Genomic DNA, 16,186 nt, shown 5'->3' on the forward strand with positions numbered 1-16,186 from the left:
GGGCTCTTGCCGACACCGCCGGTCAGGAGCTGAACTTGATGTCGCTCGCCTTCGCCGCGGTAATGAATGCGCGCCGCACCTGCTCGGGCCCGGCGGCATCGTTGAACACGTCAAGCACAAGACGTTCGGCCGCCTTCGCCGCCGGCGTCTGCTCGGGCCAGTCATTCAGCAAGGTGTTACCGGCCTGAACAACATTATAGACCGTCCTCACCTTGCCATTGATGGTGATCTTCACCGGCTTGAACCGTCGTCGCCTGCTCATGATGCATCCCCTCACGCTGGAAATACGCGACTCAACGAATCACCGCGGGACTCGTTCCGGTTGAGGGACATGCCGTGCGTGTTATTTGTTGATCAGAGAATACCTGCTCACCGGCAAAGTAGCCGAGCGATCAAGCCTCATCTTGGCTCGCCTACCGTCAACGTCACGATCATTACGCTAGCGAGCACTTGAGATGTCTAGCTATTCACCTTGCCAGTTGACATGATCCAACTAACTACCACATTACGGTGAGTCATGAGCACTACCCTCGCAGGATCCCATTAGATGCCCTGGACGCCAGCCAATCCAGATCACGCTATAGACAGGGCGCACATCAAATTCGAGTTCGAAACGCTTCCAGCAAAGGCGCATCATCGAGCTTCCGAAATTATCCGCTCGGCAGCCGAGAGCCTCGGCATGACCGATATCGTCAGCATTCAAACTCCTCAAGTTCGGATACTCGCTACGCCTGATGGGGGCACGCAATTTGTGCCCGAGCAGCCGTCCAATGCCGCCAAATCTTTTAGAAAGCTTTCTGAAAATGGCAGTGTCGAATATGCAGCAATTTGTGCGTCTGACCACTTAGCTTTCGATGTCAGGATTTATGACAGTTGGGCAGAAATATTTCTTCGCCTGAAAACTTGTCTTCAGGAGGCCATCCGCTTCGTTCACGAAGATGTTTCGAGCGTGCAGGGTGTTCGATTTGAGTATTGGGATCGGTTTGTTCGGAAAGAAGCGGATGGCTCCGACTTCCTGTCTGGTAACTCCCTCCTTATACCTCCGCTGTTCGCTGGAGCGGACGGGTCTTGGCATTCGCATGTTGGCTTCTTCAAGAATTCCGGAAACAAAAGGATGTTGCTGAACGCTAACGTCGATATTATGTCTATTTCAGACTTCGTTAATAATGATGGAGGACCATTGATCCCGCCAAGTGTAGAATCTCTTTGTCGAATCTATACTCTTTGCTTGGTTACAGCCCATCCCTCTCCCTATTTCGGGGAAGCAGATGAGTGTATTGCCGCAGCAGATCTAGCTCATGATGAACTCAAAGCGATGCTAGGAAATATCATCAATTCGCAACTCGCATCCGAAATTAAACTCTCAGCAGAGAACTTCGTAAGATGAAGCCGGTAACTGCCGCCGTTCATTCGGACTATTTTGGAGCCGCAGTCAGCCAAGGTGATGACGCCTCGTTCTGGGGTTTCCTGACGGAGGCTCCGACAGCATTGGCTATGCGCGAAGATCGATATGGCTGGTCGGCTCCTGCTTTATCGGAGTCCTCCATAGAAGATTTTTTAGACATCCCTACACGCGCAAATGTACTGCACATCGCTCATCTGAGGTCGCTCAAGGGTCTTGTGAAAGAAATCGATCGATTCTCTCAGCGTGCCGTGGATTGGGACGGCGACGATGGGGTGGCCCCTAATGCTGAGGCGGTCTCGGAGGCAAAGTTATTTCTTGCCTTCTTGAGTAATTCTGGCTGTTTGCCCCAAAGCACCTATTCGCCAGGTGACGGTGAGATCAATTTCGAGTGGCGAGCCGCGAAACGCTTCACAGAGGTCGGCTTCAGCGGAGACGGTATGATCAGTTGGTTTCATCGTGATGCACACAAGGAGATTTTTTCTGACGAGCCTTTCGATAAGAGCGATATCAGTAAAAATCATCAGCTTCTTAAAGTCCTTGGTGTCGAGGATGACAACGGTTGATGATGGACGTCGCTGTCCCTTGTCTCCTGGGCCAGTTCAATCTTCTGAGTTCATTGCACTAGGTTTGTATTCCCCTGATCTGATCGACAAGACTACGGGAAAGATAACCAAGGAAGCTCTCAAAACTGATGTGCTCAAAGCTCAAGCTCATGTCGACTTGTGCGGAGATTCTAGCGGACTATCGGTAGCAAGGCTTATTGGGATTTCTTCCGTAGATGAGCTCAAGAGCACAATAGGCCAGATAGCAGCGCGCCCGAAAAATAGTGGCGTACCTCGTGAAGTGTTTGGCCACGCTACAGTTTTGGTAGACTGGCTAATGAAGAACGGAGCGGCTGTTCTTGATGATGGCAAGGTTGGCTTCACTTCCCACGCCGTAGTGCGGACCTCAATGGGTAAGGCTGAAGTCAAAAAGCTTCGTGAAGATCTGATAAACCAGTTAAACCGAAATGTGGTACGCTGGTAATTATAGGAATCTTTTGTTTTCATGACCGGTGAAGCGGTTGGCGCGGCGTACGTAGGCTTCAACTGTTGAGCGGGCGGCCGCGGCCGGCGATCGTCCCCTGCCGGTGGAGAACTGACGGAAGCCTAAGCGCCCTTCAGGCTTCCCATCACCCTCTTCATCTGAGCCCATATGATTTGACCGACTTTGGGTGACATATGATCGAAGCCCTGCCGCTTCCATTCACCCACCCCAACAGGCAACGCATCGAACTTGAGTCATGCGACGCAGATGCACCGTGAGCGGTGTGCTGTTCACACTAGCGCGTGAGACGGCCAATCAGTCGCTATTGCTTGCCAGCAATAGGATGATTGGGTCCGTGCTGTACCGCACCCGGGTAAATCCCTGCCAATCTGCCAGCATATCTAGGGAGGGCGCATCGGAAGCGACCTTGTTGAGATTTTCCTGAGTGCAATCGATAGGGTAGAGCCCTTCTGAAAGCCTTCGCCATGTGCACTCGCAATCAAGGCCGATTGCGCTTAGTGCTGTCGAATATGCTGAAATAGAGGACGCCAACATGTTGCCTGGCTCAAGGTTTCCGTGTTGTGCGAAGTAGAACTGCTTTCCGATTTGGTCGAGCTTGTCTTTGATCGTCACATTCGGTGTGAGAATTGTCGCAACCATCGCGACCTCCAAACAGTGATATCCGCCACATTGATGGTGCAACGCGATCCATTCACGTTCATCCGAAAGTGGAGGGACGGTCTGCAAGAATGCTAAGACGGGCACCACGTGTATAACCTCGCGGACCTCGCTCGGAAATTGGGACAGCGGGGCGGCGTCATTCTTGAAAAAGAGATCGCCTGTCTGCGAAAAGAGGCTCGACGGCAGACTGCGTACCGGCACCCTTCCTTTATCGCGAAAGCGCGAAAACACCTCTTCCGTAACGATCATGGTACCAATCTCAAATCAATACGACTGAACACATGGGAAAATATCTGGCACGCATGACGGGCTTTCGCAATGGCCCCTGAGCATCACGGGGTGTGCTTGCTACTGAAGCTCCAAGGCAAGAGCTCATTGATCCGGCGCTGTTTGTGACCGTTGACGATGGCGGTGAGTGTGCTGGCCAGATATGCGAATGGATCGATGGCATTGAGCTTGCAGGTCTCGATCAGCGAGGCAATGGTAGCCCAATTCTCCGCGCCCACGTCATGCCCGGCGAAAAGAGCATTCTTTCGATTAAGTGCTATCGGCCGAATAGTTCTCTCGACGCTGTTGTTGTCGATCTCGATCCGACCGTCGGTCAGGAAGATGCAGAGGCCCTCCCAATATTTGGCGATGTAAGCGAGCGCTTCGCCGAGCGGCGATTTGCCAGCGACACGGGCACGATGCTGAGTGAGCCAGGTTCGCATGTCCGCAATCAACGGCGCTGATCGTTCCTGCCGCCCGGCGAAGCGAGCTTCAGCGGAAAGACCACGTAACTCAGCCTCGATGCGATAGAGTTCACCGATCCGATTCACGCCTTCCTCAGCAATAGGCGCTGAGCCAGTGCGGGTGATCTCGACCAGCTTGCGTCGAGCATGGGCCCAACAATAGGCGAGCTGAATGTTCGGGCCGACACGATCCGGTGCGATCAGCCGATTATATCCGGCATAGCCGTCCACCTGCAGGATGCCGGTGAATCCTTGCAGTATCCGCTCGGCATGTAAGCCGCCGCGACCGGGAGCATAGGTGAAGGTGACACCTGGTGGCGCACCTCCTCCCCAAGGTCGGTCATCACGCGCCAGCGCCCAGAAGTATCCGGTCTTGGTTTTGCGGGAGCCAGGATCGAGGACCGGCGCACGGGTCTCGTCCATGAACAGTTTTGTCGACCGCTTTAGATCGGCAATCAAAGCGTTGAAGACCGGGCGCAACTCGAATGCCGCCCGGCCAACCCAATCGGCGAGTGTTGAGCGGTCGAGATCGATACCCTGGCGGCTCATAATCTGGGCCTGCCGATAGAGCGGTAGGTGATCGGCATACTTGGATACCAGCACATGAGCGATGGCCGCCTCTGTCGGCAACCCGGCGTGGATCAGCCGGGCGGGTGCTGGAGCCTGAGATACGCAGTCAGTGCAGGCACGGCAGGCATATTTGGGACGTCAGGTGACGATGACACGGAACTGTGCAGGAATGACATCCAGCCGCTCGGATACGTCCTCGCCGATGCAATGCAGGCCTCCGCCGCAGGCGCAGATTAGGCTTTCCGGCTCGATGATCTCCTCGACGCGAGGAAGGTGGGCGGGAAGAGAGCCGCGATTGGTAGCGCGTGGTTTGGGGTACGGTTCACCCGAAGGGCTATCGGCCTCGTCTTCGGCATGGACGGCGGCGATGGCCGTTTCCAGGTCTTCCAGCGCGAGATCGAATTGCTCGGGATCGGACTTCTCGGATTTACGACCGAAGGCTGCCTGCTTGAAAGCAGCGACCAACTTCTCCAGCCGCTCGATCCGCTCATCCTTGCGAACTTCACGCGCTTGCGCCGCGATCAGCATCGCCTTCAGAGCAGCAATATCGTCGGGAAGATCGGCGGCGTCCAACATGGTGAAAGTCTATCAAAACCGACGTCGCTTCGCCGTTGGAATTTGCCACCCGAGTCATCGTGCCGCATCTATTCGATGGCATCCGGCGCTCTCGTCTCCACGGAACGGACCCGACGCCAGTCGAGGCCCGCAAACAGCGCTTCGAACTGTGCGTGGCCCAGTGTCATTAGACCATCATTGATGCCCGGCCAGGTGAACGTGTGTTCCTCCAGCCGCTTGTAGGCCATCACCAGACCGCTGCCGTCCCAGTAGATCAGCTTTAATCGATCTGTTTTCCGGGACCGGAAGACGAAGACCGTCCCTGTAAAAGGGTCCTTGTGCAGCTCGTTTTTGACTAGCGCCGCCAACCCATCGTGGCCCTTGCGGAAGTCGACAGGCTTGGTCGCCACCATTATCCGTACTCGGTTCGATGGAAAGATCATGCCGGAACCGCGCAGGCACGCGCGACAGCGGCGATGCGGTCAACAGACGCTCCCTCTTCCAGACGGATAGTGACGGAGCCAACGATGACCTCGGGGCGACTGACCGTTTTGGTCGGCGGTTCCGATACGGGCGGATCGACGATCACTGCTGCGAATTCCACCGCATCCTCAGGTGCAGGCAGAACCAATTTCCCCTGCCGCGCCATCGTCCGCCAGGTGGAAAGGTGGTTCGGCTTCAAGCCATGGCGCTCTGCGACCTCATTCACCATCGCGCCGGGCCGAAGGCTCTCCGAAACGATCTGAGCCTTGACCTCGTCCGGCCACTGCCGGTGAACCTCACGTCCAGACTTCCTGGTCGTGAGAACCTCCAATGTATTCTCCATGGAGAAACTCCCGTTGCTCGTCCATGGAAAGGCGATCACAGATCAGGGCGGCGAGGACAATGTGGGATCGGAACACCGGTTACGATGCACCCTCGGAAAATTCCTCCGCTTGATTCCGTCGGCGCTAATGCCTATTTTGACCATATATGGTCATTTAAGACAGGAGGCCGCAATGTCGACAATCAGCGTGGCAGAGGCGAAGGCGGGTTTCGCAGGTCTGGTCGATGAAGCGGCAAACGGGGAATTTGTGACGATCACGCGGCACGGAAAGCCGGCTGCCGTGCTTGTGTCGGTCGAGGCGGCCGAGGCGGCGAAAAGGGCTTTGCAGAAGCCACGGCCGAATTTCGGGGATTTCCTGTTGACGTTTCCCGGGGGGGTCGAGCTGGAGCGGAACCCATCGAAAATGCGGGATATCGATCTTTGACCGCCTACCTTCTCGACACGAACATCATTTCGAAGTTCGCGCCGGGCAAGGCGCCGCCGTCCGATCCGGTGCGGGCATGGTTTCATGAGCAAGGCGAAGCCGATGCTCTCTTTCTGTCGGCTCTATCGGTCGCGGAGATCGAGAAGGGAATGCGCAGCCTTCACCGGCGCGGCGGCATCGAGCGGGCAAAGCGCCTTTCGACATGGCTGGACTCCATCACCGACAGTTTCGGGGATCGGATCTTGCCCATGGATACCGTTGTCGCGCGCATCGTTGGCGCTCTGGAGGATGAAGCCGCAAGCCACGGCTGTCATCCGGGGCTTGGCGACCTCATCATCGCTGCGACCGCGCACGCCTATGACCTCACCGTCATTACGGAAAACCTGCGGCATTTCCAGCCGCTTGACGTCGCCGTCGATCTTCCCGCCGCGTTCCGGTCGGAATGATCGGCACCATCGCCGATGACGAGCCGTCACTTGATGTCGCTCGCTCTGGCTGCCGTTATAAACGCCCGCCGCAGCTGCTTGGAAGCACAGCTTTGACCGCGGCGCCTGCTCATGGCCGCAGCACCTCACGCACCGATCTGAACCTGATCTAAACCCGACCCTCCAAAAGAGATCGTGATATGGTTGGAGTCCAATTTGGAGAGGGGGCTATGCTGAAAAATCCTATCGTTGGACTGGTGGTTGGCGCGCTCATGGTTTTTGCGACCCACGCGGCAGCGACTGCCGATCCGCTCCCCAAAGGTTTTGAGCGCCACAAGTTCAACGGATCGGTCAGACCGGAGGTCAAGGACGGCGTGACCCGGTTTGAGATATTCGACCGTCAGCGTTCCAATGTCGACTATGGAAATGGACGCGGCGAAAATGATTGCCGCAATGGCAACGTCCGCTCCACGATTCGCTATACGCGAGACATGAGGGTTGGCGAAAGCGTCGAATACAAGTTTGATTTCCGGCTCGATCCGACTTTTGCCTACAAAGGCTGGCACAACAACTCCGCAAATGGCTTTTATCCCGATGGCTGGGACAGCCATTTGCGTTTCGCGTCCTGGGAAGGACCGGCAATCCACAATTTCATCTACATGCTGAAGGCCGACACGCGCAACGGCGTGAACTTTCTCGCCCGCCAGTGCCAAAAACCGGAAGATTTCGGCAAATGGGCGACATTCTCGCTGAAAATCCGATGGGCAAACGATGACAGCGGATGGGCTACGGCAAGCTGCGACAACAAGGTGATCTACGCCGCCGAAGGCGAAGCAACCAACCAGGCTCCGCATTGCTGGGAATCGAACGAGTGCGAGCCGCAATCAAACCGCGACCCAAAATCATTCAACTTCATTCTCGGCCCGGTGATGATGGGTTGGGGCAATGAATGGAAGAACTATGACCATCATACGTCCCAGTTTGACGTGGTGCAGCCGGATGGTATCGGCATCGATGTCCGCAATGTCAGTGTGACCCGCGGCGTCAGCGCCTATTCCGCCGAACAAGCAGTTTTGCTCAAGACGTTGCAGCAGCAACTGGCTCATTTGGGCTGCAAGCCAGGGAATGTTGAGGGCAAGCCTGACAAGGCAACACGGCAAGCCGCTCTCTCTTGCCGCAAGTTCGAGAGCGGTTCGCTTCCCCAAGCGCTCAATCTCACGACACTGCGAGCCTTCGCTGACGCCTATGCCAAGCCGGAGACCGCCAGTCTGCCTTCAGGCAACGCCGCGGCTGGTACCGAAAACGTTTCGTCAAAACCGAGGACCTATATCAAGCTGGGCGAAATGCTTGCCATGAAGACAGGCAAGGACACCAAGGTGAATTCCAACTTCTATGGCAAGATCAAAGGCGCCAAGAAGGGGCAGAACGAGCTGGACTTCATCGTACTGGGTCAGTTCGACTACACCGACAACACTTTCAGCCAGCTGTCATTTCTTCTCCAAGACAATCTCTCCAAGGCCGAAGTGAATGCCGCGGCCAAGTGCGGCTATGGGACGATCAGATTTCCAGACGGCACAGATCATTTGGAGATCGGCATGAAACGTTCAGGAAACTCATTCTCGTCCCCACCAAGAACTGACTGCTTGATTCAAGCGCTCGGCAAACGACCGGCATCGCAGGTTCCCTACCTCACGACCGGGTTTGCCGATCTGGCTAAATCAATGGTTTCCGACGGCGGTTGGAAGAAACTGAGGCATGAAGGTTTGAAGATATTTGTCAAACGTGTTGCGGATGGTGAAATCACAGTCGGCGGCTGAGATCGCAGCACAGCGCCGCACGTTCCAGCGGCGGCGGCTTCTTCTCCACCGCGTTCCGGTCGGAGTCATTCACACCCGCTCGGGCTCACGCCGCACGGATAATGCCGACGAGATAGAGCGATCCCGTGACGAGAACCCATGCGCCCGATTCCGCGGCGCCGGCCAGTGCCTCCTGATAGGCCTCGAGCGGGTCCGGCACGACGATGCTCAGCAGCCCGAGGCTGTCTGCAATCGTCTTCAGCTGTTCCGGCGAACGCGATCTGGCGCCGACGGTGGTGAAGATGATCGACATGTCGTGGCGCGTCATCGTCGATAGCAAGCCTGCCGCGTCCTTGTCTTCCGCGATTGACACGACGGCAATGCACTGAGCGCGGTACTTTTCTTCCTGCGAGAGGTCGCTCAGAACCGCAGCAAGGTTGAAGGGAACATGCGCGCCGTCCAGCACCACGTTGACCTTATCGCCGTGGCTGGTGACGACGGCGATTTTTTCGAGCCGTCCCGGCAGGCGGGCAGCTTCGATCGTCGAGGGATCGAGGAGCTGTTCTCCAAGAGGCTCCGACATCGCGCTTGCGCCCTTTGTCATGACGCCCATTTTTCCGAGGACATCCAGAACCGCTCCCGCCACGGCAACATTCCGCTGCTCAATCGTTGCGTCGGCCGGCACCATGGGGCGTCGCACGGCACAGCCGAGTTCTGCTGCCCGGGCGGATACGACGGCGCCTGCCTCATCCGCCTCCGGCAGGAGTGTGACGACCGTTGTGCCGGGCTTTATGATTCCCGCCTTCTCGAAGGCAATGGCCGCGCGGGTTTTGCCGAGGATTTCGGTGTGCTCGAGATCGATGTTGGTGATAACGGCGACATCGCTTTGAACGATATTGGTCGAGTCCCACCGCCCTCCAAGTCCGGTTTCGAGAACGGCCCACTCCACGCCTTCCATGCTGAAGATCAGCAAGGCCGAAACCGTCAGGATATCGAACCAGGTTGCTCCCTGCGCGGCTGTCGCCTCTCGCCTTGCGTCTTTGAATGCCGCCAGCGCTGCCCCAAGCGCGTCCGCCAGGCGCTCCTCGCCGACCGGACGGCCATCAATGCTGACGCGCTCGGTGATGTGCATGACATGCGGCGAGGCATACCGCCCGACGGAGAAGCCCGCCTGCGCAAGACCCGCCTCGACCAGGGCGCAAGTCGAGCCTTTGCCCTTGGTGCCGGCCACATGGACGATACGGAAGCTGTTCTGGGGATCGCCAAGCCGGTGAGCGAGATCGCGCATCGGCTCCAGATCGACCCGCATATCGCCGCGCGGGCGGCGTTCCCAATTCGTGAGTTGATCAAGTTCGGCTAGACAATTCGCAAGCCGTTCACTTTCGATGCGGGACGACATGGGGCACCTTCGCAAAAATGATCCAGATGCCCAGGCGAGCGGCCAAATTCCCACGCTCCCCGGTGGTATCCACCTTCATCGCCAGTCACGCAGACCTCGATGCTAGCATAGATGAGTCCGAAATCCAGAGCGGCGCTCGTGCGGCCCGCAAATTGCGCTTGGGGCACCTGGATGGAGACGCAGCTCAAAACCTGGGATCGGCTCGAACTTCGATTCTTGCGTTGCCGATGCACCGAGCTTCCGCCAGCCGCGCTTCGGTTATACCTTTCCTGCAGATTATAACCGGAGAAGGACGGGATTTCGGGCGATTGAACTCGCTCCGGTGAATCCGGGGGAATTTTGGCTGAGATTCGTACAAACGAAAAACCCCGCCGAAGCGGGGTTTCTAGCTGGTCGGAGTGGAGTGATTCGAACACTCGACCCCCACGTCCCGAACGTGGTGCGCTACCAGACTGCGCTACACTCCGTGACCAGCGGCGCTTCTATAGAACAGCCTATCTGGTTGCACAAGCACCAAATTCCAAAAAACCGGCGGAATTTTTGACGGGGTTGCAACAGGCGTGGGCGCAGGCGGCTGCAGCAAAAAGCCACACTTCCCGCAAATCGAACGGAAGTCTCAAACGGGCAATTTTCTTTTGCCGGGTTCCGCGCTAAAGGGCAGACGGGACAGGCGAAACCGCTCACGAGGGCGGGCTTCGCAGCCAATGCGCTAGAGATCAGGACGACACGATGAATTTCCGCACCATGACCGCGGCCGGGCTTGCAATTGCGCTTGCCGGATGCACGACCATTCCTTCCGCCGGCAATCCGATCGAGGCCCGCTGGGTCGGCAAATCGGCCGGCATCTTCTTTGCCGCCTACGGGCCGCCGATCAGTGACAGCGAGCAAGGCTCGACCACCGTCTATACCTGGCGTGGCGGCTACAAGACCGTGCGCATTCCGGCGAAATACGCCGAAGGCGCCGACGGCAAGCGCGGCAAGCAGATTTCGTCCGCCCGCACCGCCTATCTGCGCTGCCAGGCGGAAATCACCACCAGCTCCGATTACACCATCCGCGACATCCGCACCGTCGCCGACATCCCTGGCGTCAACGGCCCGTCCTATTGCGCCGAGTTCCTGGCGCCCGAACAGAAGTAACGGACGCTTCGTCCGAAGCAGCTCACAGGCGGCCCGAGTGCCGCCTGTTTTCGTTCGCGGCTGCTGCTTCCGCCGCAAGCCGGCTTCTGCACGAAGAGCAGATTCCGCCAGGTCCGCCGTTGCAGCGGATGGCCCATCGACCCCGCTCTCAATATCCCGACAGCCCGCAACCAAATCCGGCGCAAAAAGGGGCTTGTCGCATTCAGCCCTCCGGCGTATCTATTGCCCGTCGCGAAAAGCGGCTGCCTCCCTTGATCCGCTCAGTGGCGGAGTAAACAGGTGGACGAATGGTCGTCCAGGTGGTCGAGCACACGCCATTCATGCCTTTGCAGCATGGATCGGCCAGCACCTCCCAGAAACCAAACGCCTGATCAGCTCAGGCCTCATCGTGAGTCCATTGGCGCTCGAACGGCGCTCGTGCGCTTGCGTCGACCCGGAACGCGCCATGACCAGATCCCTTATCGTCATTTTCACCGCCATTGTCCTCGATGCCGTCGGCATCGGCCTGATCTTCCCCATCCTCCCCGCGCTGCTGCGCCATATCACCCATGCCGAAAACGTCGCAGCCTATATCGGCACGCTGACCGCGCTCTATGCGGTCATGCAGTTCATTTTCGCGCCGGTGCTCGGGGCCCTCAGCGACCGGATCGGCCGCCGGCCGGTGCTGTTGATTTCGCTCGCCGGCGCTGCCGTCAACTATCTCTTCCTCGCCTTTGCGGCCAATCTGCCGATGCTGTTTCTCGGCCGCGCCATCGCCGGCCTGACGAGCGCCAACGTGTCGGTGGCAACCGCCTATATCACCGACATTTCGCCCGAGGCGAAGCGCGCCCGCCGCTTCGGACTTTTCAACGCCATGTTCGGCCTCGGCTTCATCATCGGCCCGGTCGCCGGCGGCGTCCTCGGTGATCATTGGCTGCGGTTGCCCTTCATGGCGGCCGCCGTGCTCAATGGCTTGAACCTGCTGCTCGCCTTCTTCGTCCTGCCGGAATCGCGCCCCGGCAGCCGGGAGAAGATCGCGCTTTCGGCGCTCAATCCGCTGAAGCCGCTGCACGCGGTGCTGGAGGTCAAAAGCCTGCTGCCTGTCGTCATCCTCTTCTTCATCTTCAGCGCCACCGGCGAGGCCTACGGCACCTGCTGGGCGCTCTGGGGCAGCGACGCCTTCCATTGGAGCGGGCTTTCGATCGGCCTTTCCCTCGGCGCCTTCGGCATCTGCCAGACGCTGACCCAGGCCCTCCTTCCGGGACCGGCAGTCAAATTGCTCGGCGAACGCGGGGCAATCCTGACCGGCATCGCCGGCGCCGCGATGGCGCTGACCGTCATGGCCTTTGCCGGCCAGGGCTGGATGATCTTTTCGATCATGCCGGTCTTCACGCTCGGCGGCATCGGCGTGCCGGCGCTGCAGTCGCTCGCCACCCGGCAGGTCGATGAAAACCGGCAGGGGCAGTTCCAGGGCGTGCTGGCCTCGGTCGTCAGCCTCGCCTCGATCGTGGCGCCGCTTGGCTTCTCCAGCGTCTATTTCCTCGTCCGCCAGGCATGGCCGGGCGCGATCTGGCTCTCGGTCGTCGCCGTCTATGCGCTGGCCGTGCCGCTCATTCTTGCTCTCAGGCTGAAGAATCCGACGCCGACCGCGGCAAGCGGGCCGACGCCATAGGCCACCGCCCGCGCCGCGTGCCGCATGGATCCCAGGGTCAAGCCCTGGGAGGACGGAGGGAGGCGGTGCTTGAATACCCCTCTGCCCTGCCAAGCCCAGGGTCGAGCCACGGGGGCCGGCAGGCCAGCGGGGGCCACGCGAGACCCCCGAACCCTACACCCTCACGCCGCCTCCCCCGCCTGCACCGCGCTTTCCGCCAGCTTCCGCGCCGCGACGAAATCCACCTTGCCGGAGCCGAGCACCGGCACCTTGCCGATATTGACCTCGGCCGGGACCATCATGTCCATGGCGCCCTTGGATTTGGCGAAGGCGAGGAATTCGGCGCGGGTGGCGGTGGGGGCGTCGGTGAGGAGCACCAGGCGCTCGCCTTTCTTGGCGTCGGGCAGCGAGGAGACGACCGACAGCGCGCCGGGCCAGAGCTCGGCGGCCAGCGTCTCGACGGCGGCGAGCGAGATCATTTCGCCGCCGATCTTGGCGAAGCGTTTGGCGCGGCCGCGGATCTTGACGAAACCGTCCTCGTCGATGGTGACGATGTCGCCGGTGTCGTGCCAGCCGTCGGCGAGCGGCTCGAGCACGCCGGGCTTTTCGGCACGGAGGTAGCCGGCCATGACATTGGCGCCGCGCACATGCAGCCGGCCGCCCTCATCGATGCCGGGCACCGGTTCGAGCTTCCATTCCATGCCCGGCAGGATTTTGCCGACCGTGCCCGACTTGTTGTACATCGGCGTGTTGATGGAAATGACCGGCGCCGTCTCGGTGACGCCGTAGCCTTCCAGGATGCGCAGGCCGAATTTTTCCATATAGGTCTGGCGGGTTGCGGCCTTCACCGGTTCGGCGCCGGAGAAGATATAGCGGATCGAGCGGAAATCGTAGGGATGCGCCGTCCTGGAATAGCCGTTGAGGAAGGTATCGGTGCCGAAGATGATCGTGGCGTTGGAGACATAGATCAGCTCCGGCACGATGCGGTAATGCAGCGGCGACGGATAGAAATAGACCGGCACGCCCGAAATCAGCGGCAGCACCGTGCCGGCCGTCAGCCCGAAGGAGTGGAACACCGGCAGGATGTTGAACACCTTGTCGCCGCTGTGGAAATCGATGCGGGCGGCGGCCTGGGCGGCATTCGACAGGATGTTGCGGTGGGTCAGCACCACGCCCTTCGGCGTGCCTTCGGAGCCGGAGGTGAAGAGGATGACGGCCGGATCATCCGCCTTGCGCTTCACCAGCGGCCGCGCCTTGCGCAGATACCCCAGGATCTTGTCCTTGAGGCCGATTTCCGCCCGGAGATCATCGAGCCAGACGATCGTCACCTGCTTTTCCATCTCCTCGATGACAGGTCCGAGCTTGGCCTGGGTGACGAAGGCGCGCGAGGTCAGCACATGCCTGACTTCGGCGGCCTTGCAGGCGGAGAGGATATTGGCAGCACCCGCGGTAAAGTTCAGCATCGCCGGCACCTTGCCCGCCGTCATCACGCCGAGCAGGGTGGCGGCGGCGCCATTGGCATTCGGCAGCATGACGCCGAGATTGGTTTCCGGGAAACGGGCGCGGAACTTGGCGCCGAGCACGGCAGCCCCGGTCAAGAGCTTGCCATAGGTCAGCCGGCCGGTGACCGGATCCTCGACGGCGAGCTTGCCCATGCCGAATTCGCCACCTGCCTGAATGACGCGGTCGAGCACGGTCGACGAGGTATCGGCGGTCTGGAACAACAGGTTCGACATCACCTGATAGAGGGCGGCGCCGGCCGCCGTGCGGCGCTTGCGGCCCTTCAGCTCCGGCGGCACTTCCAGCTTCACCGGTTCGAGAATGGTGACCTTGACCTTGGGGAACAGCCGGCGGCGGATCTTGCCGTTGTCGAGATAGGAGAGATAGCTCTTCTCCAGCCCGTCGATCTTCACCGGCACGACCATCGAGCCTGTTTTGTCGGCGACCATGGCGGCGCCATCATAGACCTTCATCAGCGTGCCGGTCACCGTCAGGCGGCCTTCGGGGAAGATGCCGATCGGGTTGCCATCCTGCACCACCTTGATTAGCGACCGCGTCGCCATCGGCTTGGTCGGGTCGAGCGGCAGGAATTTGCACATCTTCAGGAAGGGGCGCACCCACCAGGCCTGGGCGATCTTGTAATCGACGGCAAAGGTGGGCTCTTCCTCGGTGATCGCAAGCGCCAGGGCGCCATCGAGCAGGCTGACATGGTTGAGCGCAATGATCGGCGCGCGGCCGGCCTTCTTGATATTTTCAAGGCCTTCGACCTCCAGCCGCATGAAGGCGCGGAACAGGATCGAGATGAAATCGCGGAAGGGATTGGTCGGCAGCGTCTTCAGCATCAGCCAGGCGACGGCGAAATTGATGATGCCGAGGCCGATCAGGATCTCAGGAATGGAGGCGCCGAGCGCCTGGATGGCGGCAACCAGGCCGAGGCCGACGGTGATGAACAGGGCCGAGAGCACATTGGCGGCGCCGATGACGCGGGCGCGGCGGTCCTCATGCGCCCAGGTCTGCAGGGCGGCGAAGGTGGGCACGGCGATGAAGGCGCCTGATATGGCCATGCCGGCGAGATCGATGGCGACGCGGATGGTATTCTGGCCGGCAAAGAAACCGACGATCGTCGTCGCGTGGCTTGTGGAAACCAGGCCCCAGAGGTTCCAGGCGAGATCGAGGCTGAAGAGGCCAAGCAGCGCGGTGCCGACCGGGGCCGGCAGCAGCACGATGCGGCCGGACGACATCCAGGCGGCAATGGCCGAGCCGACGGCGACGGCGATGGCAAAGACGGTGAGATAGGCCGGCACGACGAGCTCGGAGCCGCCGAGCAGCTCGGTCACCATGGTCGGCAGGATGGAGAGCACGAAGGCGCCGACCAGCCAGAACCAGCAGTTCATCAGCGCCGAACGCCACAGCCGTTTATCCTCGCGGATTTCCTTGACGAGGGTGTAGCTGGAGCGGATGACATTGCGGTCGATTTCGAGATCCGGCGCCTTGGAGCCGGTCGGCGGGATCATCCGGCTGGCCAGCCAGCAGAGCACCGAAAGCCCCATCATCATCGTGCCGAAGATCAGCACGTTTTCACCGCCGGAGAAGGCGAGCGCGGCGATGATCGTGCCGGCGAGGATGGCGATGAAGGTGCCGCCTTCGATCCAGGCATTGGCCTTCGGCAGGTCGCGGCGTTCGAGGTGATCAGGCAGGATGCCGTATTTGATCGGCCCGAACAGCGCCGAAACGATGCCGAAGCCGAACAGCGCCGCCATCAGCACGAAGATGGAGGAAAAGGCGAGGCCAACGACGGCCAGGGCGGCGACCGCGATCTCGCAGCGTTTCAGCAGCTCGGCGATTTTGGCCTTGTCGTGTTTGTCGGCCAGTTCGCCGCCGAGTGCCGAGAGCAGCAGGAAGGGCACGATGAGGATGACGCCGGCAAGCGTCACCAGGGCAGCGCCTTCGCTGGCCGACATCTTGAAGAGAATGAGGAACACCAGGGTGTTCTTGAGGAAATTGTCGTTGAAAGCCGTCAGGAACTGGGTCCAGAACAGCGGCGCGAATTTCCTGGAGGTCATCAGATTGTGTTGCACGGC

Annotated in this window: 14 protein-coding genes, 1 tRNA gene, 1 pseudogene and 1 riboswitch; of the genes and pseudogenes, 8 read left to right on the top strand and 8 right to left on the bottom strand. The window is 59.7% G+C overall.

Translation table 11 applies throughout. From position 1 onward, the window contains the following. Positions 1 to 22 precede the first annotated feature (22 nt). The gene (locus tag FHT69_RS19020) at positions 23 to 262 is read right to left on the bottom strand and encodes a DUF982 domain-containing protein (protein ID WP_018069182.1); all 240 of its coding nucleotides are present in this window, start codon (positions 260 to 262) and stop codon (positions 23 to 25) included. A gap of 285 nt (positions 263 to 547) precedes the next feature. On the opposite strand from FHT69_RS19020, the gene FHT69_RS19025 reads away from it, so the two are divergent. From FHT69_RS19025 to FHT69_RS19035, 3 genes are read left to right on the top strand one after another with little or no spacing between them, the layout of a single operon-like run. Next, positions 548 to 1,387: a hypothetical protein gene (locus FHT69_RS19025; protein WP_183905803.1), complete on the top strand. Its 840-nt coding sequence runs from the start codon at positions 548 to 550 to the stop codon at positions 1,385 to 1,387. Further along, the gene (locus FHT69_RS19030; protein ID WP_183905804.1) at positions 1,384 to 1,968 is read left to right on the top strand and encodes a hypothetical protein; all 585 of its coding nucleotides are present in this window, start codon (positions 1,384 to 1,386) and stop codon (positions 1,966 to 1,968) included. The genes FHT69_RS19025 and FHT69_RS19030 overlap by 4 nt, the downstream gene beginning before the upstream one ends. Next, the gene (locus FHT69_RS19035) at positions 1,955 to 2,431 is read left to right on the top strand and encodes a hypothetical protein (RefSeq protein ID WP_183905805.1); all 477 of its coding nucleotides are present in this window, start codon (positions 1,955 to 1,957) and stop codon (positions 2,429 to 2,431) included. Before FHT69_RS19030 ends, FHT69_RS19035 begins: the two co-directional genes overlap by 14 nt. A 315-nt stretch (positions 2,432 to 2,746) precedes the next feature. Here FHT69_RS19035 and FHT69_RS19040 read toward each other — a convergent pair whose 3' ends face one another. The 4 genes and pseudogenes from FHT69_RS19040 to tnpA form a co-directional block, all read right to left on the bottom strand. Beyond that, the gene (locus FHT69_RS19040; protein ID WP_097630270.1) at positions 2,747 to 3,361 is read right to left on the bottom strand and encodes a hypothetical protein; all 615 of its coding nucleotides are present in this window, start codon (positions 3,359 to 3,361) and stop codon (positions 2,747 to 2,749) included. 83 nt (positions 3,362 to 3,444) lie between these two features. Then, a pseudogene (tnpC, locus tag FHT69_RS19045) lies at positions 3,445 to 4,989 on the bottom strand (IS66 family transposase). 68 nt (positions 4,990 to 5,057) lie between these two features. Continuing rightward, positions 5,058 to 5,411: an IS66 family insertion sequence element accessory protein TnpB gene (gene tnpB / locus FHT69_RS19050; protein WP_183905806.1), complete on the bottom strand. Its 354-nt coding sequence runs from the start codon at positions 5,409 to 5,411 to the stop codon at positions 5,058 to 5,060. Beyond that, on the bottom strand, positions 5,408 to 5,794 hold the full coding sequence (gene tnpA / locus FHT69_RS19055; protein ID WP_097630274.1) for an IS66-like element accessory protein TnpA: 387 nt from the start codon (positions 5,792 to 5,794) through the stop codon (positions 5,408 to 5,410). The genes tnpB and tnpA overlap by 4 nt, the downstream gene beginning before the upstream one ends. Positions 5,795 to 5,966: 172 nt before the next feature. Between tnpA and FHT69_RS19060 the strand changes: the two genes are divergently transcribed. From FHT69_RS19060 to FHT69_RS19070, 3 genes are all read left to right on the top strand, one after another. Then, the gene (locus FHT69_RS19060; protein ID WP_127430464.1) at positions 5,967 to 6,218 is read left to right on the top strand and encodes a type II toxin-antitoxin system Phd/YefM family antitoxin; all 252 of its coding nucleotides are present in this window, start codon (positions 5,967 to 5,969) and stop codon (positions 6,216 to 6,218) included. Continuing rightward, entirely contained in the window at positions 6,215 to 6,664 is a 450-nt protein-coding gene (locus FHT69_RS19065; RefSeq protein ID WP_168334164.1) for a type II toxin-antitoxin system VapC family toxin, read from the top strand. Before FHT69_RS19060 ends, FHT69_RS19065 begins: the two co-directional genes overlap by 4 nt. 209 nt (positions 6,665 to 6,873) lie before the next feature. Next, positions 6,874 to 8,460 carry a hypothetical protein gene (locus FHT69_RS19070; RefSeq protein ID WP_183905807.1) on the top strand — a complete coding sequence of 529 codons (1,587 nt, stop codon included), beginning with the start codon at positions 6,874 to 6,876 and terminating at the stop codon, positions 8,458 to 8,460. Positions 8,461 to 8,545: 85 nt separating this feature from the next. On the opposite strand, the gene FHT69_RS19075 is transcribed toward FHT69_RS19070, so the two are convergent. Further along, entirely contained in the window at positions 8,546 to 9,838 is a 1,293-nt protein-coding gene (locus FHT69_RS19075) for a bifunctional folylpolyglutamate synthase/dihydrofolate synthase (RefSeq protein ID WP_183905808.1), read from the bottom strand. Positions 9,839 to 9,859: 21 nt separating this feature from the next. Next, positions 9,860 to 9,937: riboswitch (ZMP/ZTP riboswitch) on the bottom strand. 291 nt (positions 9,938 to 10,228) lie between these two features. Next, positions 10,229 to 10,305: transfer RNA gene (locus tag FHT69_RS19080), tRNA-Pro, on the bottom strand. 262 nt (positions 10,306 to 10,567) lie between these two features. Here FHT69_RS19080 and FHT69_RS19085 point away from each other — a divergent pair. Continuing rightward, positions 10,568 to 10,975 carry a hypothetical protein gene (locus tag FHT69_RS19085; protein WP_024323212.1) on the top strand — a complete coding sequence of 136 codons (408 nt, stop codon included), beginning with the start codon at positions 10,568 to 10,570 and terminating at the stop codon, positions 10,973 to 10,975. 445 nt (positions 10,976 to 11,420) lie between these two features. After that, the gene (locus FHT69_RS19090; RefSeq protein WP_183905809.1) at positions 11,421 to 12,626 is read left to right on the top strand and encodes a TCR/Tet family MFS transporter; all 1,206 of its coding nucleotides are present in this window, start codon (positions 11,421 to 11,423) and stop codon (positions 12,624 to 12,626) included. A 161-nt stretch (positions 12,627 to 12,787) separates the two neighbouring features. Here FHT69_RS19090 and FHT69_RS19095 read toward each other — a convergent pair whose 3' ends face one another. Beyond that, positions 12,788 to 16,183 (bottom strand): acyl-[ACP]--phospholipid O-acyltransferase, encoded by a 3,396-nt coding sequence (locus FHT69_RS19095; protein ID WP_183905810.1) that lies wholly within the window; start codon positions 16,181 to 16,183, stop codon positions 12,788 to 12,790. Between the last annotated feature and the right edge of the window lie 3 nt (positions 16,184 to 16,186).

It is taken from the genome of Rhizobium sp. BK008, from assembly GCF_014197345.1.
Lineage (GTDB): Bacteria > Pseudomonadota > Alphaproteobacteria > Rhizobiales > Rhizobiaceae > Rhizobium > Rhizobium anhuiense.